Origin of the sequence: Synechococcus sp. A10-1-5-9 (assembly GCF_047716785.1) — a bacterium.
GTDB lineage: Bacteria > Cyanobacteriota > Cyanobacteriia > PCC-6307 > Cyanobiaceae > Synechococcus_C.
In genome coordinates, this window is record NZ_CP180406.1 from 1,052,850 (window position 1) to 1,073,070 (window position 20,221).

20 protein-coding genes are annotated in these 20,221 nt (G+C 54.3%); 12 read left to right on the forward strand and 8 right to left on the reverse strand.

The window, feature by feature from the left end:
* Window positions 1–254: 254 nt before the first annotated feature.
* Window positions 255–1,106 carry a hypothetical protein gene (locus ACLM45_RS06020; RefSeq protein ID WP_415411125.1) on the forward strand — a complete coding sequence of 284 codons (852 nt, stop codon included), beginning with the start codon at window positions 255–257 and terminating at the stop codon, window positions 1,104–1,106.
* A complete protein-coding gene (locus ACLM45_RS06025; RefSeq protein ID WP_415411366.1) occupies window positions 1,103–2,377 on the forward strand; it encodes an urea ABC transporter substrate-binding protein in 1,275 nt (424 codons plus the stop codon). Before ACLM45_RS06020 ends, ACLM45_RS06025 begins: the two co-directional genes overlap by 4 nt.
* On the opposite strand, the gene ACLM45_RS06030 is transcribed toward ACLM45_RS06025, so the two are convergent.
* Complete coding sequence (locus tag ACLM45_RS06030) at window positions 2,367–3,089, reverse strand: DUF4079 domain-containing protein (protein ID WP_006042035.1); 723 nt, start codon at window positions 3,087–3,089, stop codon at window positions 2,367–2,369. The two genes, ACLM45_RS06025 and ACLM45_RS06030, sit on opposite strands and share 11 nt — an antisense overlap.
* Before the next feature lie 79 nt (window positions 3,090–3,168).
* On the opposite strand from ACLM45_RS06030, the gene ACLM45_RS06035 reads away from it, so the two are divergent.
* Both ACLM45_RS06035 and ACLM45_RS06040 read left to right on the forward strand, forming a co-directional pair.
* Entirely contained in the window at window positions 3,169–4,371 is a 1,203-nt protein-coding gene (locus ACLM45_RS06035) for an aminotransferase class V-fold PLP-dependent enzyme (protein ID WP_415411126.1), read from the forward strand.
* Window positions 4,372–4,425: 54 nt separating this feature from the next.
* Window positions 4,426–4,893, forward strand: coding sequence for a hypothetical protein (locus ACLM45_RS06040; protein WP_415411127.1), 468 nt, complete (start codon window positions 4,426–4,428; stop codon window positions 4,891–4,893).
* A 43-nt stretch (window positions 4,894–4,936) separates the two neighbouring features.
* Here the strand turns inward: ACLM45_RS06040 and ACLM45_RS06045 are convergent, their stop codons facing one another.
* A complete protein-coding gene (locus tag ACLM45_RS06045; RefSeq protein ID WP_415411128.1) occupies window positions 4,937–6,133 on the reverse strand; it encodes a hypothetical protein in 1,197 nt (398 codons plus the stop codon).
* On the opposite strand from ACLM45_RS06045, the gene ACLM45_RS06050 reads away from it, so the two are divergent.
* Together ACLM45_RS06050 and cax are read left to right on the forward strand one after the other, a co-directional pair.
* On the forward strand, window positions 6,132–7,379 hold the full coding sequence (locus ACLM45_RS06050) for an ABC transporter substrate-binding protein (protein WP_415411129.1): 1,248 nt from the start codon (window positions 6,132–6,134) through the stop codon (window positions 7,377–7,379). The genes ACLM45_RS06045 and ACLM45_RS06050 overlap by 2 nt on opposite strands.
* Window positions 7,380–7,462: 83 nt before the next feature.
* Window positions 7,463–8,590, forward strand: coding sequence for a calcium/proton exchanger (gene cax / locus ACLM45_RS06055; protein ID WP_156783628.1), 1,128 nt, complete (start codon window positions 7,463–7,465; stop codon window positions 8,588–8,590).
* A 3-nt stretch (window positions 8,591–8,593) separates the two neighbouring features.
* Here the strand turns inward: cax and ACLM45_RS06060 are convergent, their stop codons facing one another.
* Genes ACLM45_RS06060 through yidD form a run of 3 tightly spaced genes read right to left on the reverse strand, consistent with a single transcriptional unit; the run spans window position 8,594 to window position 10,688 of the window.
* On the reverse strand, window positions 8,594–10,102 hold the full coding sequence (locus tag ACLM45_RS06060; RefSeq protein ID WP_415411130.1) for a UDP-N-acetylmuramoyl-L-alanyl-D-glutamate--2,6-diaminopimelate ligase: 1,509 nt from the start codon (window positions 10,100–10,102) through the stop codon (window positions 8,594–8,596).
* A gap of 28 nt (window positions 10,103–10,130) precedes the next feature.
* On the reverse strand, window positions 10,131–10,436 hold the full coding sequence (locus tag ACLM45_RS06065; RefSeq protein ID WP_006042043.1) for a glutaredoxin family protein: 306 nt from the start codon (window positions 10,434–10,436) through the stop codon (window positions 10,131–10,133).
* A 6-nt stretch (window positions 10,437–10,442) separates the two neighbouring features.
* A complete protein-coding gene (gene yidD / locus ACLM45_RS06070; RefSeq protein ID WP_415411131.1) occupies window positions 10,443–10,688 on the reverse strand; it encodes a membrane protein insertion efficiency factor YidD in 246 nt (81 codons plus the stop codon).
* 57 nt (window positions 10,689–10,745) lie between these two features.
* Here yidD and ACLM45_RS06075 point away from each other — a divergent pair, with 57 nt between their 5' ends.
* The gene (locus ACLM45_RS06075) at window positions 10,746–11,906 is read left to right on the forward strand and encodes a hypothetical protein (protein WP_415411132.1); all 1,161 of its coding nucleotides are present in this window, start codon (window positions 10,746–10,748) and stop codon (window positions 11,904–11,906) included.
* 19 nt (window positions 11,907–11,925) lie between these two features.
* On the opposite strand, the gene ACLM45_RS06080 is transcribed toward ACLM45_RS06075, so the two are convergent.
* Window positions 11,926–12,747, reverse strand: a complete 822-nt coding sequence (locus tag ACLM45_RS06080; RefSeq protein ID WP_415411133.1) for a DUF3365 domain-containing protein — start codon at window positions 12,745–12,747, stop codon at window positions 11,926–11,928.
* Between the two features lie 143 nt (window positions 12,748–12,890).
* On the opposite strand from ACLM45_RS06080, the gene rpsD reads away from it, so the two are divergent.
* Together rpsD and ACLM45_RS06090 are read left to right on the forward strand one after the other, a co-directional pair.
* Window positions 12,891–13,499 (forward strand): 30S ribosomal protein S4, encoded by a 609-nt coding sequence (gene rpsD / locus ACLM45_RS06085; protein WP_415411134.1) that lies wholly within the window; start codon window positions 12,891–12,893, stop codon window positions 13,497–13,499.
* 464 nt (window positions 13,500–13,963) lie between these two features.
* The gene (locus tag ACLM45_RS06090) at window positions 13,964–15,088 is read left to right on the forward strand and encodes a fatty acid desaturase (RefSeq protein WP_415411135.1); all 1,125 of its coding nucleotides are present in this window, start codon (window positions 13,964–13,966) and stop codon (window positions 15,086–15,088) included.
* Window positions 15,089–15,159: 71 nt separating this feature from the next.
* Here ACLM45_RS06090 and ACLM45_RS06095 read toward each other — a convergent pair whose 3' ends face one another.
* Entirely contained in the window at window positions 15,160–15,414 is a 255-nt protein-coding gene (locus ACLM45_RS06095) for a hypothetical protein (protein WP_415411136.1), read from the reverse strand.
* A gap of 81 nt (window positions 15,415–15,495) precedes the next feature.
* Between ACLM45_RS06095 and ACLM45_RS06100 the strand changes: the two genes are divergently transcribed.
* Window positions 15,496–16,653: a trans-sulfuration enzyme family protein gene (locus tag ACLM45_RS06100; RefSeq protein ID WP_006042052.1), complete on the forward strand. Its 1,158-nt coding sequence runs from the start codon at window positions 15,496–15,498 to the stop codon at window positions 16,651–16,653.
* On the forward strand, window positions 16,650–18,122 hold the full coding sequence (locus tag ACLM45_RS06105; RefSeq protein WP_415411137.1) for a PLP-dependent transferase: 1,473 nt from the start codon (window positions 16,650–16,652) through the stop codon (window positions 18,120–18,122). Before ACLM45_RS06100 ends, ACLM45_RS06105 begins: the two co-directional genes overlap by 4 nt.
* On the opposite strand, the gene ACLM45_RS06110 is transcribed toward ACLM45_RS06105, so the two are convergent.
* Window positions 18,119–18,931, reverse strand: a complete 813-nt coding sequence (locus tag ACLM45_RS06110) for an outer membrane protein (RefSeq protein WP_415411138.1) — start codon at window positions 18,929–18,931, stop codon at window positions 18,119–18,121. The genes ACLM45_RS06105 and ACLM45_RS06110 overlap by 4 nt on opposite strands.
* Window positions 18,932–19,068: 137 nt before the next feature.
* On the opposite strand from ACLM45_RS06110, the gene cysK reads away from it, so the two are divergent.
* On the forward strand, window positions 19,069–20,055 hold the full coding sequence (cysK, locus tag ACLM45_RS06115; RefSeq protein WP_006042055.1) for a cysteine synthase A: 987 nt from the start codon (window positions 19,069–19,071) through the stop codon (window positions 20,053–20,055).
* The last annotated feature ends 166 nt before the right edge of the window (window positions 20,056–20,221 follow it).

The following is a 20,221-nucleotide window of genomic DNA, read 5'->3' on the forward strand; positions in this document are numbered from 1 at the left end:
ACCTGATGACGGTCGCCAATCGGATTGAAACCTGGAATTCGCCCTTAGAACCAACAACCCATGGGCCTCAAAGCAGGACACAGACCTCCGGCTGCTGCCCGAACCCGGCAACAACAATTTGAAGGGCAGCATTGGTTCCCTGAGCGGCTCTCAAATCAAAGAAGCCAGGTTCACTCCGTACATGCGCTGACGTGCAACCAGGACACTGACGCAAGCGGTTGGCATGGCCATCTTTGGTGTAAGTCGGTGATCGCATGCGCCGGACCATCTCAAAACGCTTCAAGTTCCTGCTCATTGCCTCGGTTCTGGCAATCGCTCTGTTGTTGGGCACACGCGCGATCGTGCATCGCGGCCCCAGTGCAGAAACGATTCACTCTGACGCGGTTCAGGAGGTGATGGAAGGCGCCACAGGCCTGGAGGCCATCGAGCCCTCCGAGGAGCTTGTCGCCAAACACCCGTTCATCTATGCGGGCATTCATCTCGACAAGATCTACGAGCTCGACCCTCTCTGGACCTCCCACAAATACGCCGATCTACGTCTGCTGCCTTTGCCCTCCAACGACAATCTTGTCGGAGAGCTGGGCTCCCTCAGCGGCTACCAACTTCAGGGCGCCAGTTTCACACCATTTCTGCGAAGAAGCTCCAACAAGCTGGGCACCTGGTATCACCCTCATTTCAGCCAGGTTCGCTTGGAACTGACATTCCAGTCGAATCTGTGGCCAGGGATTGTGAATTGGATCATCCCCCTGATGATCATCAATTCGATCGTGCTGATGGCGCCATCGGTCGAGGGAACCCTCTCAGATGTGCGACTTGCGATCCCTTCAACGGCCCTGCTCACTCTTATTTTTCTGCAGCAGTCGTACCACGCATCCCTGCCAAAGCTTCCATACACCACCTTCCTTGATGATCTCTTCACAACGAGCTATCTGATCGCCATGGCTCTGTTCGCATTGTTCACATGGGGATACAACGCCTACATCGCTGCACTGGATGAGCAGAAGGCCAGCACCATGCGGCGGATCAATCAAGCCGACATGCGCTTCCAGTACCTCTCCTTATGCCTGCTGGTGCTGACCGCTGTCATCAGCTGGGGGAGACGATGAACCAATGCATCGCGACTGCGACGCGGAGAGGCCTACCCGGCCTGGTCAGCCTGCTGAGCTCGCTGTTGCTCCTCAGCTGCGGACAACGAAATGGGCCGCAGCAAACAGGGACGATCCGCGTGGGCATCCTGCACTCTCGGACTGGCACCATGGCGCTCTCCGAAGCCACGGTGGCTGAGGCGGAGCGTCTGGCGATCGAAGAGATCAATGCTGCTGGCGGCCTCAAGCTCAACGGTCGGCGCGTGCTGGTTGAGCCCATCGAAGAGGACGGCATGTCTGACCCCGCCGTCTTCGCTCGCAAAGCACAACGGATGCTGAACGACGACAAGGCGGTGGCAATCTTCGGTGGATGGAGCTCCGCCAGCCGCAAAGCCATGGTTCCGGTGATGGAGGCGAGTAACAGACTTCTGTTCTATCCGGTGCAATACGAGGGACAGGAGTGCTCTCCTGCCGTGGTGTACGGAGGATCGGTGCCCAACCAGCAATCCGAACCAGCCTTAGGGTGGATGCTGAACAACCACAGCAAACGGTTGTTGCTGATCGGCTCGGATTACGTCTACCCGAGAACAGCCAATCGCATCATCCGCGCACAGGCTGAGCGCGAACAAGCACGTGTACTCAAAGAGCACTACCTCCCGCTGGGGAGTGAAGCTGTTCAACCGTTGATCGCAGACATTCAAGCCGCTCTCAACGCTGGGCCAGTTGCCGTGGTGAATACCCTCAACGGCGACAGCAATATCGCTTTCTTTCAGGCCCTGCAAAAGCAGGGATTGAATCAGCGTTCCGCACTCAAGGTGCTCAGCCTTTCCGTGTCGGAAGAAGAGGCGGTCGCGATCGGAAGACGCAATATCGCCGGCACCTACGCAAGCTGGAGTTATTTCCAGAACCTGCAAACGCCGGAATCCGCCGCTTTCGCGCAACGTTTCCAGCAACGCTATGGCTTCCACCGCGTGATCAACGACCCGGCGGAAGCCGAATACAGCTTGGTTCACCTGTGGGCTCAGGCGGTGGAGACCTCCGGCAGTGTCGAAACCGACGCTGCACGCCAGGCGCTCATCGGCAGCCGTTTTACAGCGCCCCAGGGTGATCTTCAGGTGAGTTCCAGCCTTCATCTGAAGAAACGGTCTCTGTTGGCCAAGGCAGACCCCAAGGGGGGATTCAGGGTGCTGGAGGATTGTGGAGTGATCGAACCCAAGCCCTGGAATCCTGCTCTTCCAAAATCAGCGGGGGCGACCTGCGATCAGAGGGATGCCCCCCTGATCAAGGAGTGATCCCAGGTGGCTGACTTGAAGCAGGAGGCGGACAGGTGCGCGTCTTGAAATTGCAGGCATAGATCGTTGAAGCCTGCCAACTCAAGGGGATTTCGAGCAGATCGCGGGTCCCGGTGATGCCCTGCACCAGGAACAGCACTGCCGCCAGCACATTGGCGGTGACGTGCAGACGCCGCAGGCGCAGGTCACGCAGGATCTCAGGCTGGGCACCGAGAGAAAACAGCATCAGGCCCACCACAGCCACACCGGACCAGTAATGGGACTGCCAGAAGGCTGGAGAGAGTGGATCGTCAGAGAGTCGCCAGACCTCTGGCTGCGCCCCGAGACCGAGCACGCCGGCCCAGGTGATCAGTACAAATGCAAGACGAAGCACAGGCGCCTTCGACACCCAGAGCGCTGCCAAACTCACAAGTGTTCCTGTCAGCACAAGCAACAACTGCGCAGCCCTGGCGGCTCCGCCGTGAAATGCCATCAAGGGCTTGTCAGTCGCAATCGCCACGGTGAGGGCCACGAGCACGACCAGCACCACGCCTACCGACAACCAACGGCCAAGATCGCTGTGTTCGCGGCCCACGGTGGGGGGGCACTTCAGCGTCTTCAAACGACGCGCTCGGGTCTGCATCGCCAATCGCACGACGATGCCGATCAAGGGGTAGACGATCACCACCGCCAAAACGGGGTGAAGAATGCCGAGCCAGTCAACGGTCGTCATACCGATCTCTTCACGCCTGCAACGTAGCCACGGTGCCAGCCTGCATTTACGAAACGACCGAGCCCACCCATCTGATCGCATGCTGAGAGATCTCTGCCCAGCCCTGAGCGGCAAGACGTATTTCAACTACGGAGGGCAGGGGCCCTTACCCGATCCTTCTCTGGACGCCATCACAACCAGCTGGAAACGCATTCAGGAGCTGGGTCCTTTCACAACGGACGTCTGGCCCTACGTGAGTGCAGAAGTGAACAGCACCCGTTCTCTGCTGGCGAGAATCTGCGGCGTCCCGCCCCATCGCCTGGCCCTGAGTGAGAACGTGACCAGTGGCTGCGTGCTGCCGCTCTGGGGATTACCCATCCATGAAGGAGATCACATCCTCATCAGCGACTGCGAACATCCCGGCGTGGTGGCGGCATGCCTGGAACTGGCGCGCCGGCAGCGCCTCACCGTGAATTGTCTGCCGGTGCGTCAACTGCGGGGAGGGCGTAACGATCAGGCTGAGACCGATGCCGCCGTGCTGGAGGCTCTCGAGCAGTACCTCACGCCGCAAACCCGCTTGGTGGTGCTCTCCCATCTGCTGTGGAATACCGGACAGCGGATGCCGATTGCCGCGGTCGCCGACCAGCTCCAGCAACACCCAGGCCAGGCGTTTCTGCTGGTGGATGCGGCCCAGAGCATGGGCCAGATTCCAGTGGATGAGGCCGCCGCTGCCGCAGACATCTATGCCTTTACAGGACACAAGTGGGCCTGTGGACCCGAAGGACTTGGGGGCGTCGCTCTGTCGGAGCGCGTTCTCGAGGAGTCCAATCCAACCTTGATCGGATGGCGCAGCCTCCGCGATGAAACCCGCGCGTCCCTCGACGATCCCCATCCTTTCCACGCCGACAGCCGTCGTTTCGAGGTGGCCACCAGTTGCGTGCCCTTGATGGCAGGACTGCGTTGTTCGCTGAATCTGCTGGAGCAGGAAGGAAGAGCAGGCCAGCGTCTGGAACGGATTCGCCTTCTCAGCGAGCAGCTCTGGCAACAGCTCTCGGATGTTCCAGGGGTGATCCCCCTGCTCGATGGCCCTCCCGTTGCAGGCCTGGTGAGCTTTCAACTCGATACGACCAGCACCACACTGAAACCGTCTCAGATGGTGAAACGCCTGGGAGATCAACGCATCTGGATCCGCGACCTCGCCGATCCAAGCTGCCTGAGAGCCTGCACCCATGTGTGCAGCAATGACAACGACCTGCGACAACTCGTCGCCGCTATTCAACACGCGCTAGTAACGCATGCGTAACGCTTTAGAGGCGCAATTGTTCTTGATTAACTTCAACTTGCATGTGCTGATCCATTGCCGGAAACCTTTGTGGGCCAGCCCATTCCCTGGCTCACTGTCTCTTGCGATCCTTTCCGCATTTCTGATGGAGTTCGCCATCGGCGGCCTGATCCTCGGGGCCTGGTCTCCAGCTGGGAGGAAGCCGAAGTGCACCGGCAGCTGGAACTGCTCGTGGCCATGCTCTGTCTGGTGCATGGCCTGCTGTTAGTCCTCAGCGAGAGACTGACGTACCTCGGCCTCGTGCTGATGGGATCGGCAGCGGGCATCAACCAAACGGCGAGCAACACCGGCAGCCCACTGAAAACGCTCTACGTCCTGCGCCACGGGCTGAACCAAGGAATCACCATGCGTGCCCAACTGAGCCAATTGCTGGTGCAGAACATGCTGAAGCTGATTCCCCTGACAAGCCTGGGACTGCTGATCGGTCGGCGCACCTGCCTGGATGCTCTGAGCCTTGTGATCGAAACCTTCAGAGAGACATGAGCGAGAGGAACGCCTTGACAGATTGACGCAAGCAATAAAGAACTCAAGCACCCTGGGGAATGGAAATCCAAGCGATAGTCACCGCAATCGTGCAAAACACGACCATCAACAAGGGCCATATTTCATCAAGAACTTCCAAACGATGCGAGAGCTTATTTTTAGACTCACCTGGCGCCATCACATCCAACTCAGCATAACGACGACCAATCCAAATCAACAAGATAAAGGCAACCAGTGTCACCAGATAAGCGATGACATACACCTGATCGAGAAATGTCAAAAATGGCAGATCTGGCAACTCATCACGATAAACCTGCTGAAGAAAGACCAAAGTAAGCAAAACGGTAACGGGAATTCCAGCTCTCGCATCCTGTTCATCAGGACGCACTTTAAAAACAAGCAAAACCATCACCATCACAACCACTAAAGGCAACATCAACCTCCAAAAAGCCGACCAAGCCGATGTACCAAAAGTGATGTCATAGACAACAAGACTGTAATCCCCTTCAACACCACCCAGCCCGAAATTAGTGGCGTAATTATGCCGATATTCCGCGATAGACCAACCACGACTGAGCCAGCCAATAATCCCCGTTCCCGCATACAACCCCATCCCACTATTTTGAATATCCGGCTCTATTCGAAAGTTTTTATAGCCAAATAGACCATCCACATCATCAACCTCAATCGCAATTGGAAGACTAATTGTAAGAAACGGGAAATGACGGAAGCTCGTTCGATCAATGTAGAAACGACCGATATAGGTGTAGAGCTGGTAATAATCACCATTGTCCAATTGCACTGGATCTTGACGGACGGGGGTTAGTACTGGGTCGGCATCAGACAGCAGGGCATTAATCAACTGAACCTGTTCGTGCAATTGAACATCTTCAGCATCAAGATAGTCCTGCAAAGATTGATTCCAGCGCATCCAAACATATCCGTTCGACGAAAAGCTTGGAACGCTTAAATCAAGGTCGTATGTGCTGTTCGCATAAATGCCAAGCTTGACATGAAAGCGTGCCTGCTCGAGAGCCTCCATATCCTCAGCCGACTCCAAAGGGCCGAGAGATTCACCCCGTTGAGACGTCCAACCATCACTTGGCAAACGATTGGGAGATGTCGTGAGCGCCCTTGATGCTGAAGACAATCGCAATGAATCCCTTCCACTGATGTGATCGACGTTTAGATTGGTAACTGCAAACATCGCCAATCCAGCGGCCATCACCACGGCAGCCATGGCAAGGATGTTCCACTTAAAGCGTCGTAGTCGAGTCATGAAAAAGAAATTAATCGTGAACAGTCAAAATCTCTTGGTCCAAAGCCAAAAGACGTGGCCTTGGCTGATTTCTGCACTAACTCTTGGCCTAAGTCTATCCACGACGATCACTCCTGCCCAACTCAAAACGAATCAGCAAATCGAGTCTCAAGACAATGCATTGATTATCGGACAGTCAATACCACTGACAGGACCTTCCGCCGAACTCGGCAAGAAGTATCACGCTGGAGCCATGGCATGGCTCACACACATCAACAAACAGGGGGGAATTCACGGGCAAAAAATCAAATTATTAAGCCTAGACGACCAATATGAGCCTCAACAGACAATTGTCAATACACAAAAACTAATTCAAAAACAAGGCCTAATCGCTTTATTTGGTTTTATCGGTACACCGACAAGCAAGGTCGTATTGCCAATTGTCGAACGCGAGCGTATTCCCTTCGTGGCTCCACTCACAGGTGCTTCGCTGCTACGAGATGATGACCTTGAAATGGTTTTCAACATGCGTGCAAGCTATGCACGAGAGATCCAAGCGATTGTCAACAGCTTGGTAAGAAATGCACAACAAAGAATTGCCGTTATATATCAAAATGATGCATTCGGAGAAGACGGGCTGCAAGCGACTCTTGCCGCCCTGAAAACACATGATCTCAAGCCTCTGACCACCGCAACGGTGGAGCGCAACTCTGCGAATGTCAGACGAGCTGTCAACACAATTGCAGATGCAAACCCCAATGCTGTCATTATTATTTCAGCTTATGTAAGCTCCGCTGCCGTCAGCAAAGCTCTTCGCGATAGAAGAATGAACGTTCAGATTATGAATGTTTCATTTGTAGGAACCGGGGCCCTAGAAGAGGCATTGCCACCAGGACAAGCGAACGGAATTGGCATCAGCCAGGTGGTGCCCTTTCCCTGGAATCGATGGATCCCAGTTGTTTCAAGGTATCAACAATTAATGCGTAAATACAATCCAAACGCCGCTTATGGATTCACAAGTCTGGAGGGATTTATTGCCGCGCAAATGCTTACAATAGCTCTTGAAAGAGCAGGCAAAAATCCTTCCAGGGCAAAGCTGGCAAAGTCCTTGGAATCGATCCAAAATCTCGACCTCGGTGGTTACACAATTGACTTTGCAAGTGATGACCACCAAGGAAGTGATTATGTCGAATTAACTTTTCTCGGCGCACAGCAATGGGAGCCCTGAGCCTGGGCACAACAATCATTCAGCATCCTTAAGCACTAAGGACTAGACTTTGCTCATCGAAACTTAAATTACTCAAGAGACAATTGAATTCAGCTAACCCAGGCTTAACATCTAACACTTTCCTGAAGCTTGGGCGCTGGAAAGCAATACCGGCCTTGTTCTTATTGCTGTTAACGCAATTTGCACTCAGCCAGGGCTGGCTACCGTTGGTAAGTTTTTTGATTGCTGGTCTAGGAATCATTCCGATTGCACTGCTTTTGTCAGAATCCACGGAAGAGATTGCAGAGCATAGTGGTTCAACCATTGGTGCGATCCTCACCGCACTGTTCGGAAATTGTGCCGAATTCATCATCGCCCTAACAGCACTCCGGAAGGGCCTCGTTGATGTTGTCAAAGCAAGCATCACTGGAGCGATTCTCTCCGATCTCTTACTCGTCACCGGATTGGCAATGCTGATCGGAGGTTTGCGCTACAGCGAACAAAGCTTCCAGCCCACAATGATGCGCACAAATGGTGCTGCCATGACTCTCGCAGTGATCGCGTTAGCACTGCCTGCATCATTAATCAGTACGTCAGGAATCGACAATCCACAGGATATTCACGGCCTCTCGATCACAGTTGCAGCAATTCTCATCGCCATTTATTTACTAACGCTTGTCTTCTCACTGGCCACCCACAATCATTTATTTGATCCGCCAATTATCATTGACAAAGACAATGAGAACGTTGAAGCCGAAACAAGCAGCTGGAAAACATTAAGACCCTGGTTAATTCAATTGGTGGTCAGCACTGTAGCTCTCGCATACCAATCTGAACAATTTGTTGTTGCATTGGAGCCTGCAACTGAACAACTAGGTCTTAGTGCATTATTCACTGGTGTCATCATCATTCCGATCATTGGTGGCTTTTCCGAGTATCTTCCAGCGGCGAGAGGCGCCTTGAACAATCGAATGGACCTTTCGCTGTCCCTAGCCATGGGATCAAGCCTTTTGGTTGCATTATTCATGGCCCCAGTGCTTGTCATCATCGCCAATTTCATCGGACAACCGATGGATCTAGACTTTGCATCTTTCGAAGTAATCGCCCTTGGATTCAGCGTTTTTATTGTTAATTTAGTGGGAATGGATGCGAAGTCAAACTGGCTTGAAGGGGTACTCCTTCTTGGCACTTACACTATTTTTGGAGCGGCTTTTTATTATTATCCCTCTTGAATTTCAAGACAGTCCATAGCGACGCAGTGCTTTTTCCGCCTCTTCTCGATCGTCAAAATGAATCTTTCCAATGTCCAAGATTTGATAATCTTCATGCCCCTTTCCAGCGATCAGAAGAAGATCATCTGGACGGGCTTCACGAATCGCATTAGCGATTGCAGTTGAGCGGTTCACATCTACTGAAAACTCCGTACCAGTAGGTAGGCCAACGACAATATCTTCAAGGATCTGGTTTGGATTTTCCGTACGGGGATTGTCGGAGGTGATGACAACCCGATCAGCCAACGACGCTGCTATGGATGCCATCTGAGGTCTCTTTCCGCGATCCCGATCACCGCCACAACCAAAAAGGCAGACAAGCCGGCCTTTAGTAAAAGGTCGGCTTGCAAGAAGTGCATTGCGCAAACCATCAGGGGTATGGGCGTAGTCAACAATCACAGAAGGATGTTCATCGATCATGGCTGAGCCCTTAACAACGACCCGTTCCATCCGTCCTGGCACACCCCTGAAGGAGGGAATCGAAGCCAGCAGCAGACCCAGTGGCAGTCCCTGCTGAAGCAGGGCACCCACGGCCTGCATGAGATTCATCAAATTGAAGCGGCCCACCAACGGAGAGTGAAACCGGCCTTCACCGAGAGGTGTCACCAACAGTCCATCCACGCCCGCGGACGTCATCCGCAGGTCGCCCATGGTCAAATCAGCATTGGTTTCAAGACTGGAGCTCCAGCAACGTTCCCCCAGTCGATCCGCCAACTGCCGGCCCCAGGGGTCGTCCGTGTTCACGACCGCTCTCGGCCCCTCACCAACCAAGTAGGGCGACGCGAACAACCGTGACTTGGCCTCGAAATAGGCCTCCATGGACGGGTGGTAGTCGAGATGGTCCTGAGTGAGATTGGTAAAGACGGCTCCTGAGAAGCGACAACCAGCCACACGATGCTGATCGAGAGCATGGGAGCTCACCTCCATGGCGGCCATCTGGGTGCCGGCCTCGAGGGCTTCCGCCAGCTGTGCTTGCAATCGATCCGCCACCGATGTCGTGTGCGTGGCGGTGAGGCTATGGCCAGGCCAACGGTTCACCAGTGTTCCAAACAAAGCAGCAGGCTGGCCACACGCCTGGCTGAGATGTTCGATCAGATGGGTGGTGGTGGTTTTTCCATTGGTGCCCGTGACACCGATCAACCCCAAGCGTGTGGAGGGCTGCTGCCAGAACGCCGACGCCAGCTCCCCGGCCCAGACGGACACTGGATCTGGCAACACGAGAACCGCGTCTCCAAAGGCCGGTGGATGGGACGCGGCAGCCTGTTCTCCGATCAGAACGGCAGCTGCGCCGGCCGCCATCGCCTGCGGCCAGAAGCTGCCTCCATCCACCCTCTCTCCTGGCAGGCCGATGAACAAACTCCCCTTTCCGACGCACCGGGAATCACAGGTGAGCGACGTCACCGTTGCATTCGCCAGACCAGAAGGAACAGGCAAACCCGCGGCCTTGAGCAGAGCATGGAGCATCTGCGTCATCACCAACCCCTGCAATTAAGAGATTGTTCTAGTCCGATCCAAGAGCACTGGCGCAGACCCGTTGCAACCAACTAAACAGTCCCTCACCACGAAGGCGTGGAGAGACCCGCGGTAATGGACTGCTGTCCAAAGCCAGGACAGGCACCTCGAGTTCGTAGAGAGCCTTCAATCTGGGGTCAAACCCAGGAGCATCAATATCCTCCACCCTCAGCACCAGAGGGGGGAGCACAGCCATGAGGTCCAGCGCTTTCAGGCGCTGTTCGAGCCCCTCGCACAGGCAGCAGCCCTGGCGGCTGTAAAGCGTCAGTACGCGGGGCGTCGGGTCAAGGGTCATGAGCGATCAGTCGGGAACAGGATCACACCCGCAGGGGGTGAAGGGGTGGCAGCGACTGATCCTGCGCAGGGTGAGCAAGCCACCTTTCCAGGGACCGTGCTTCTCAATGGCCTCCAATCCATAGGCACTGCAGCTTGGAATGAACCGGCAGCGGGGTCCGATCAACGGCGAAACAAAGCGGCGGTAAAAGCCAATCAAAGCGACGAACAACGCAGCCGTCGCCATCGAAATCCGATGCCCTAGCGCAGCCATTGCATATCGATCGAAGTGAATGGACCTTCATAATTTAGTGACAGCACAGAAACCGTTTTGCCGCGCAGACGCTGGATCCAGCTCTTGCTAGCTCTGCTGTCGATCGGGATCAGCATCTGGCTCCACCTCCTTCCCATCGCGCAGGCGAATGAACGCCTACCTGGCCAGGCCAACCGCATTGGCGAGCTCTGGAAACTGAACGCGTCGCGCTATCCCTGCGTACCAGCTGACACGCTCCCATCCAATGCCTTCATCCCGCCTCAGGAGCGGAAGGAGCCAAAACCAATCCCCGTTGGTGTCAATATTCATGTGAATGAAATACCGCAAATATCAGACACCTACAATCGATTTCAAGTGGATGGCCTGCTGACTTCCACTTGGTGCGATAGCCGGATTATCAGCGAAATCCCTCAGGGCGAAGCTGAGCTTATTTTGTTCAATAATGCAGCTGAAGACTGGCTGAGCGAACATTGGTCGCCACAACTTGAATTCACCAACCGAGTGAGTGAAGCCTTTTACCAGACTCAAACAATTGCACTGAGAAGCAATGGATCCGTCGAGCGAACTGCTCGCTTTGAAGAGCAGCTTGGATCCGAATTCAAACTCGAAAAATTCCCATTTGACCAGCAGCTTCTCAAACTCTTTATCCAGTCCTTCTCCTGGGAACAGAGCATTGTGAAATTGGTCAGCCTTGGAGATGTGGTCAGCCTGAGCAGAAACGCGAGGCTACCCGAATGGAAAATCAAAGATCTTCGATACGTAATCAAAAACCACGATGATCCTGAAAAAGGCAGTAAAGAATTTTCGCGATTGTCATCCACCATCACCATCAGTCGCCGCTCCGGCTACTACATCTACAAAATATTCTTACCCCTAGGAATCCTCACCTTTACGAGCATATTTTTCCTGGCCATTCCAATTGATGCCTTCGCAGACAGGATGGCATTTATTTCGGGGCTACTCTTCACAACGCTGGCCTACCAAATCATTATCGCAAGCTCTGTTCCCCGAGTTCCATACCTCACACTTGGCGATACCTACACGATCTTTCTATTTACATTCATGATCTCAGAAGTTTTTATTGCTTACCACATCTCACAAAATCTGAGAAAAAATGTGAGTGAGCGTGTTCCAGCAATTGAGAGAGTGATGGAAATCTTTCTTCCGATCATCTTCATCACATCCCAGGTTCTTTTCATCTGGCTTGCTCTGAATTAGTCACAACACCAGAAAAGTTTTACTCTAAATGCTGATCACGAAGATCTTTAATTCGACGAGCAATAAAGCCAAATTCATCAGGACGCTTTCCAAGCACCTCATTCATGTCCTCACCATTCAACATGCACATGACTCCGAACAGGGGCCTAAGGATCACTCTTGAAAAAACCTTGTTGACAAACAAAATCACGGCCACTGACAATCCACCGATCGCGGCAACCAAAAGCAAAGCGAACCGGCTCGGCGCTGGGAGGCCTGCATCTTCCGGCAGCGTCACAATCTGAGCACCAACCACATCACCCACTTTCCAGCCAAATCCTCCCTTTCTGCCATACACCCTGAGTTGGCTACGGGGGGCACGCTCAGGAGTTGAATGACAGACAAGGCAACTTTCCTTGCTCAAACGAATTGGTTTTGCAACGAAGTATTGATGATGATCACTACTGGTTTTCAGAGATCCACTTAACTCCTTGAGCGATGGATCATCCATGAAACGACGAATTAAAATTGCTTCCTCATCGTCCGCCAAATCGGCCGGACTTGTGGGATTGAGGGATGCCTCCCGATACTGGAAATCCTCATAGGCATGATTTAACTTCAAATATTCAAAAACCTTCGTTGCCGAGTAGCTGGGAACAGCCGCAGGAAGGAAGGCTTCATCAGAGACAGCGTTGATGGGAGCAATGATCGGATTGACCTTTCGCGAGGTGTATTCGCGAACTGACAGCATCACATCCATGAATTGGGTGGCCTGGGATTTCACGTATTGCCTTGCGACAGCCGAGTAGCCCGCAAGCACCAACACCACGGCAAGGATCAAGGCGATGAGCTGGACACCCACAAACCTCAAGAGAAAGTCGGTGGCAACGGATCGGGTAGGCGGGCTAGTCAAGACGTGACCCGAATTTTGATTCGCGATGCTAACGAAGGTCTACAGTGGCTGGTTCGCGCTCACGCGCGGCACACACCCAAACAACCTTCCCTATGTCTCGTTACCGCGGCCCTCGTCTGAGGATCACGCGGCGCTTGGGAGACCTCCCCGGTCTCACCCGGAAGGCCGCAAAGCGGTCCTATCCCCCCGGTCAGCACGGCCAAGCCCGTCGCAAGCGCTCTGAATACGCGATCCGTCTCGAAGAGAAGCAGAAGCTTCGCTTCAACTACGGCGTCTCCGAGCGTCAGCTCGTGCGTTACGTGAAGAAAGCGCGCGCCCAGGAGGGTTCCACCGGAACCAACCTGCTCAAGCTGCTCGAGAACCGTCTCGACAATGTCTGTTTCCGCCTCGGCTTTGGCCCCACCGTGCCCGGCGCCCGTCAGCTGGTGAACCACGGCCACGTGACCGTGAACGGCCGCGTCACCGATATCGCCAGCTACCAATGCAAGCCAGGCGATGTCGTTGCCATCCGCGAGCGTAAGTGCAGCAAGCAACTCGCCGAAGGCAACCTGCAATTTCCAGGCCTTGCCAACGTGCCCCCGCACCTGGAACTCGACAAACCCAAGCTCAACGCCAAGGTGGTGGGACGCTGCGAGCGGGAGTGGGTGGCACTCGAAATCAACGAACTACTGGTGGTGGAGTACTACTCCAGAAAAGTCTAAATTTCAGCCACTGCCTGGTTTTTTAAACCCCACGAGACTCTTGTCCCCCGTCAATCGACGACGGGTGACAAGAGTTTTTTTATTCAGATTCTTGACGATTCAAAGAAGTCAGTCACTCGGCAATCTTGAAAGACTGCTCCAAATGGCTCACATGTTTCTCCAAGGTCGATTCTCTTCGCTTTAATTCGAGCTCGCGCTCGTAAGCCCTCTCATCCATCTGCGCTCTACCGCCATTCATCATCTCTGAGTAGGTGAGAGCTCTCGGTTTTTCCGGGGGCAGGGGAGGGGTAATGTCGCTCATTCGCAGAATCCACTAGCATTAGACAATGTTAGTTAAAATTTCAACCAGATGCTGCCAAGTTAAGTTTATTTTTATCATCAGATCTAGCATTCGACACAATCCACTCACAAAATTTGCGTCGAATCCATCACTTCCAGGCCATACATCAACAAAGGCTCTTTTCTTGACCAGCCCCGTAACCAAAAACTTGTCACCATCGACGCTGAGGCGCATTGACTTAAATATCAAGCCCTTTGTTCAGAGCAATGACGGAATTGCCGCATGGCAGCTTGCCAATACAATTTTACCCTTAATTGCATTTTGTGTTGCGATTGCAAAACTTACCGAAGAGCTAACGCTTGCTTCGATAATATTAACTCCGATAGTATTCATTTTCATCATACTATTTTTAAGTAGAAGTTTTTCATTAATGCATGACTGTGGCCATCACAGCTTATTCAGGTCCAAAACATCCAATCGTATTGCGGCCTTCCTTTTAAGCATAGTCCACGCAATGCCACATCATCCCTGGTCGAGAGGTCATGCTTTTCATCACAAACATAATGGCAACTGGAATCGATACAGAGGTCCATCAGCACTTACCACGCTCCGCGAATACGACAAGAAAAGCAAAAATTCAAAATTAATTTATCGAATCTTACGTCATCCGTTAACCCTGTTACCAGGAGGTTTCTATTATTTAGTCATCAAGCCAAGAGTTGCGCTACTTCTAGGACTTTTTGAGCTGATCTCCAAGGCACTTGCGGATGGGTGGAGCAATCTTGTGGCAGGGAGAACTTTCAGACCAAAAGTTTTCATTGCCAATCATAAATCAAGTTTCTTTTACACGAAAGAGGAAGTTTATGACACCGTTGCCAATACAATTTGCGTCTCGATAGCATGGTGGTTGATCGGGAGCGCAATCGGCTACTGGCATTTTTGGATTTTATACACCCTTGTCATGAGCGTTAGCGCAGCAATCATGATCGCCGTTTTCTTTATTCAACACAACTTTCCTGGTTCTTATGCGAGCGGCGAAGATAATTGGAGTTATTTCAAAGGAGCTGTCGACGGCTCCTCATTCTTGATCTTGCCTCCGATTCTCAATTGGTTCACCGCTGATATCGCTTATCATCATGTCCATCACTTATCAGAGAGAATACCTAACTACAGCTTACGCATGTGCCACGAAGACAATAAAAGTAAATTCGATGGCGTCAAGCGACTTCATCTTAACCAATTTTGGGAATGCTTTTCATTAATCCTTTGGGACAATGAATCCTTCAAGCTTGTTTCAGCTAAACGCTAAATACAAGATCCTTTTCGACAGTACAATCGCAAATCTAATTTAGCATTATTTTTAGCATGAGCCCGAACTCATCATCGAATGAGATTGGCCTTAAAAAAACCAAGCCCCAAGCCAAATCCCTTGGGTTTGTCTTCCAGGAACGTGATAGCTAGTTCAAAATCCATTAACCCCACTTCTTCGATGACTTCTCGCGAGATTTTGCCCTCACCTTGTTCGAAATAGCGAGCATGAATCAAGTCTTTGTTTTCACTCAGAAAATTGACAATTTCACTGAGAATATGATCTCTCCACTCATCTTTCTGGGACTGCAGCAGATTCTCAGCCACAATGATGTCTTGATACGGTCTTGACCCTAGTGGGTTCCTGATCAGCGGTTTCCTAACCTTCGAACAGAGTGCAACCACCCCGTGCAGCATCCCGCGACCGCACCGGCTGATGCCACCCGTGCAATCCATCACGGTGAAAGCTTCGCGGATGACACCGGCACGGTGATGCCACCGATTTACGCCACCTCCACCTTTGCCCACGGCAATGTTGGTGGATTTGACTACACCCGTTCAGGCAACCCCAACTTCTGCATTCTTGAAGGCGTGTTGGCTTCTTTGGAACGGTGTGACCACGCCACGGTGTTCGCCTCAGGCGTGAGTGCGATTACGGCCATCGCCTCCACTCTCCAACAGGAAGATCTCGTGCTGTGCGAGGAAAACCTTTATGGCTGCACCGTGCGTCTGTTCGAACAGGTGTTTGCCAAATTCGGTGTGCGCACCGAATGGATCGATTTCACAAATCCCTCGGCGCTATCAGCGATCGCAGAGCGTCAGCCCGCCATGGTCTGGCTGGAAAGTCCCACCAACCCGCTGCTGAAAGTGATTGATCTTGAAGCGGTCTGCAGCGCAGCCCATGGAGCAAACGTGCCTGTTGTGGTCGACAACACCTTCGCCACCGCCCTGGTGCAGCGCCCTTTGCAGCTCGGTGCCACGCTCTCGCTCACCAGCACCACCAAATACATCAACGGTCACTCCGACGCCCTCGGCGGTGCCGTTTGCACGGATTCCCCCGAATGGCACGAGCGCATGGTGTTTGCTCAGAAGGCCCTGGGACTGATGCCATCGCCCTTCGATTGCTGGCTGATCACCCGCGGCGTCAAAACCCTGCCTCTGCGGCTGCGCCAGCAGATCGCGAACGCAGCTGTGCTTGCCGACCATCTTGCCGACCATCCCCAGGTGGAATGGACGCGTTATCCCCACCGGTCGGACCATCCCCAACAGGCTGTCGCCCTCAGGCAGATGCAAGGCGGTGGAGCCATCGTGACGATCGGCCTGGATACCAGCCGAGAACAGGCCTACGCAGTATGCAAAGCACTGCGCTGGTTCACCATGGCAGAAAGTCTGGGGGGCGTGGAGAGCCTGATCTGCCATCCCGCCACCATGACTCACGCCGCTGTGTCTCCTGAAGTGAAACGCAAGCTGGGCATCAGCGATGGCCTGATCCGCCTGTCAGTCGGCTGTGAAGACGTCGCCGATCTGATTGCCGATCTCGATCAGGCTCTGACGACGTTGTCATGAGTCCCCGCGATCTAATCCATGATCCTTGTTGGCAGGGGCACGATCTCGGTCACCCCTTGCCGGACTCCACGCATGCGGTCTCGGTCGCGTTGCCTCGCTGGAGCGACGTGGTCGCCTACGAGGAGAACGATCCAGCCTGCCGCGCAGTACTTCGCACGGTTTACCCACGCTTCGGACTGCATCCACTGGTCAGGGAACTGGCGCGCCTAGCCCAAGCGCAAACCGATGCATCGGAGGGTTGCAGCACCTGGCCCTACTCCACAGAAGCTGCTGCTCAGGCCGCCGCCGCCCATTGCCGACGGCGTGTTCGTGATGCCGAGACCCAAATCAAATACGTACGGGGGCTGGCTTGCCTGATCGCCAACCAGGCGGCAACCCCTGCGGCCAAAGCCTTCTGGCAACATGCCGGACTGGGTGCCAGTTCTCGCCAAGCCGCCATTGCTTTAGGGAAAGAGCACTGCCCCACAAACACGCGAGGCCACGCTGCTCGCGACACTATTCGCAAGCGGCTTGCCGATATCTATGGCTGTGGGACCGAGTCCGTCAGCCTGCGTCCCTCGGGCATGGCTGCCCTTCACGGCGCCCTCAGCCTTGTATCGACACTTCATCCTGGCCGCCCGACTCTGCAAGTCGGCTTCCCTTATGTGGATGTGCTGAAACTTCCACAGGTGGTGTTTACCGGAGCCGAACTGCTGACCGACAGCTCCCCTGCCGCCATCGGCGAGAGTCTCGATCGCCTCAATCCTGCAGCGGTAGTGGTGGAGCTGCCCAGCAACCCGATGTTGCAATGCGTGGATCTGATCACCGTGGCAGAGCTTGCCCATGGGCGCGGAATCCCGGTGATCGCCGATGACACGATCGGATCGTGCCTGAACATCGACGCACTGCCTTATGCCGATCTGGTATTTAGCTCCCTGACGAAAAGCTTCGCAGGTCGAGGCGATGTTCTGGCCGGAGCCCTGGTTGTGAGTCCTCGTTCCCGCTGGCATCAATCCTTTAGCGCCGCCATTCATCAGGCACCAGCAGTCCTGGGGGATGCCGATGCCCTTTGCCTGGAGGAGGCCAGCCGTGACGTGCGCGTACGCATTCCCCGCTTGAATGCCAACTGCACCGCTCTGGCTCAGCGGCTCAGCCATCACGCCGCCATCAAGAGAGTCCTACATCCCAGCCAGTGCAGCACGTTCGAGGCGCTGCAGCGGCCGGGATCGGGCCACGGTTGCCTCTTGTCGTTTGAACTTCATGGAGGCCTTGAGGCCGCCAAACGGGTGTATGACTCCCTCTCCATTAGCAAAGGGCCCAGCCTGGGCACCTCCTTCAGCCTGTGCTGTCCTTACATGCTGCTGGCCCACTACAGGGAGCTGGACTGGGCCGAATCCTGTGGAGTCCCCCCTCACCTCCTGCGCGTTTCAGTGGGACTTGAAGATCCCAATGAACTCTGGGAGCGGTTTGCCCTGGCGCTGGCTGCCTAGAAACGAAACCGAAGACTCCCGATCACCGCTTGAGTCTTGAGATCCACCTGAGTTCCCCCAATGCCAAGCCGAGCGCGGCGCTGGGAACGCGTGATGGTGGCGGTGGCCTTGGGAGTTCTGAGCTGGCCCAGATCCATCCAGCGGTAGGACAGATCCAGCGCAATACGATCGCTCAATGGGATCGCCACACCAGCCGTGAGCAGCGTGGCCAACGACTGACTTGTGCCCCCCTTGACCACAGTTTCGGCACTGGGGCCTTTGGCAGGGAAACCAAAGGTGATGTCCGCAATCGCGATGGATGCAGCGCCCACACCTGCCCCTAGATAAGGACGGACACCAATCACTTCCGGCGCGTCGACGAGAACCACGCCAAAACCCGCCAGGCTGCGGCCGGTCGCCGTCACAGGCTGATTCGAACCCGCGCCAAGAAAGTTGGCCTGCCCCTGCCAATCCAGTTGTGGGGACCAGTTGACCAGTGCCTCAGTCCGCAACCAGGAGGTCCAGCGGTACCCCAGGGCAGCGTCGAGGGTGGGACTTTGCCGGAAGGATCCCAAGGCTCCGAGTGGTTGGCCATCCTCACCGGATCCACATCCAAATAAAGCCGGTGGCGTTGTCGATGCACAGTCCTGATCGCGAAGGCGCTCCATCTGCGGCCACTGCACCCCAGCTCCGAGCCTCATATACAGGCCACGATCAGCATCATTTTCCGATGCGGACACCGGAGTCGGAATCAATGCCAAGGTTGAACAGCCCAGCGCACAGCCAATGGCAGGGGCAATGCAACGGGGCAAGGCAGGAGTCAGATACACGCTTCAATCTTCAGCCATGTCGCAATGGTGATTTAAGCCGTTCAGGCACTTCAAAGTCTGAACAAGTCATTAAGCGACGGAGCATCCCTTCTTAGCCATTCCTAAGTTGGTCAACTAGGGCTTTTTGCGTTTCCACCATGTCCCGCGTTTACGCCGACAACAGCCAGGCCATCGGCAACACACCCCTGGTGCGTCTGAATCACGTGACCAAAGGCTGCAAAGCCACCGTGCTCGCCAAGGTAGAAGGGCGCAACCCCGCCTACAGCGTGAAGTGCCGCATTGGCGCCAACATGATCTGGGACGCTGAAAAGCGTGGGGAGCTAACAGATGGCAAGGTAATTGTTGAGCCCACCTCAGGGAATACCGGAATCGCCTTAGCGTTCACCGCAGCGGCCCGCGGTTACAAGCTCGTACTCACCATGCCGGAGTCGATGTCGATCGAGCGTCGGCGTGTGATGGCCGTTCTCGGAGCTGAGATTGTTCTCACCGAAGCCGCCAAAGGTATGCCCGGGGCCATCGCCAAGGCCAAGGAAATCGCTGACAGCGATCCAGCCAAGTACTTCATGCCTGGTCAGTTCGATAATCCGGCTAACCCGGACATCCATTTCAAAACCACTGGCCCTGAAATCTGGAACGACTGCGACGGAGCCATTGATGTACTGGTGTCGGGGGTCGGCACCGGCGGCACGATCACCGGCGTGTCCCGTTACATCAAGAATGAGGCTGGCAAAGCCATCGAATCTGTGGCTGTGGAACCCAGTCACAGCCCTGTGATCACCCAGACCCTCAACGGTGAGGAAGTGAAGCCAGGTCCCCACAAGATCCAGGGCATTGGCGCTGGTTTCATCCCCAAAAACCTCGATCTCTCCATCGTCGACAAGGTGGAGCAGGTCACGAACGAGGAATCGATCGCCATGGCTCTGCGCTTGGCCAAGGAAGAAGGCTTGCTTGTCGGCATCTCCTGCGGCGCGGCGGCGGCCGCCGCCATTCGCCTGGCTCAGCAAGACGACTACGCCGGCAAAACTATCGTGGTGGTGCTGCCTGATCTAGCCGAGCGTTACCTGTCTTCCGTGATGTTCGCTGAAGTCCCCGCTGGAATCATCGAGCAACCTGTCCCCGCCTGATTGATACTCAAGACTGCCCTTAAAACATTAAAAAAAGCCCCGAATGAATCCGGGGCTTTTTTATTGATTCTTTCTACAGCAGTGCTGCAGGCCAATCGAAATGCATCCACCAAAGATGAACCGACGGCGATTGTCATTAGGAACAAAAACCCTCGGAATTTACCGA

Excerpts from the sequence above, each read along its gene's own strand:
- rpsD (WP_415411134.1), top strand. The coding sequence starts at position 12,891 with ATGTCTCGTTACCGCGGCCCTCGTCTGAGGATCACGCGGCGCTTGGGA.
- ACLM45_RS06105 (WP_415411137.1), top strand. The coding sequence starts at position 16,650 with ATGAGTCCCCGCGATCTAATCCATGATCCTTGTTGGCAGGGGCACGAT.
- yidD (WP_415411131.1), bottom strand. The coding sequence starts at position 10,688 with ATGGCTGCGCTAGGGCATCGGATTTCGATGGCGACGGCTGCGTTGTTC.
- ACLM45_RS06025 (WP_415411366.1), top strand. The coding sequence starts at position 1,103 with ATGAACCAATGCATCGCGACTGCGACGCGGAGAGGCCTACCCGGCCTG.
- ACLM45_RS06035 (WP_415411126.1), top strand. The coding sequence starts at position 3,169 with ATGCTGAGAGATCTCTGCCCAGCCCTGAGCGGCAAGACGTATTTCAAC.
- ACLM45_RS06065 (WP_006042043.1), bottom strand. The coding sequence starts at position 10,436 with ATGACCCTTGACCCGACGCCCCGCGTACTGACGCTTTACAGCCGCCAG.
- ACLM45_RS06020 (WP_415411125.1), top strand. The coding sequence starts at position 255 with ATGCGCCGGACCATCTCAAAACGCTTCAAGTTCCTGCTCATTGCCTCG.
- cysK (WP_006042055.1), top strand. The coding sequence starts at position 19,069 with ATGTCCCGCGTTTACGCCGACAACAGCCAGGCCATCGGCAACACACCC.
- ACLM45_RS06030 (WP_006042035.1), bottom strand. The coding sequence starts at position 3,089 with ATGACGACCGTTGACTGGCTCGGCATTCTTCACCCCGTTTTGGCGGTG.
- ACLM45_RS06050 (WP_415411129.1), top strand. The coding sequence starts at position 6,132 with ATGGCAAGGATGTTCCACTTAAAGCGTCGTAGTCGAGTCATGAAAAAG.
- ACLM45_RS06045 (WP_415411128.1), bottom strand. The coding sequence starts at position 6,133 with ATGGCTGCCGTGGTGATGGCCGCTGGATTGGCGATGTTTGCAGTTACC.
- ACLM45_RS06060 (WP_415411130.1), bottom strand. The coding sequence starts at position 10,102 with ATGACGCAGATGCTCCATGCTCTGCTCAAGGCCGCGGGTTTGCCTGTT.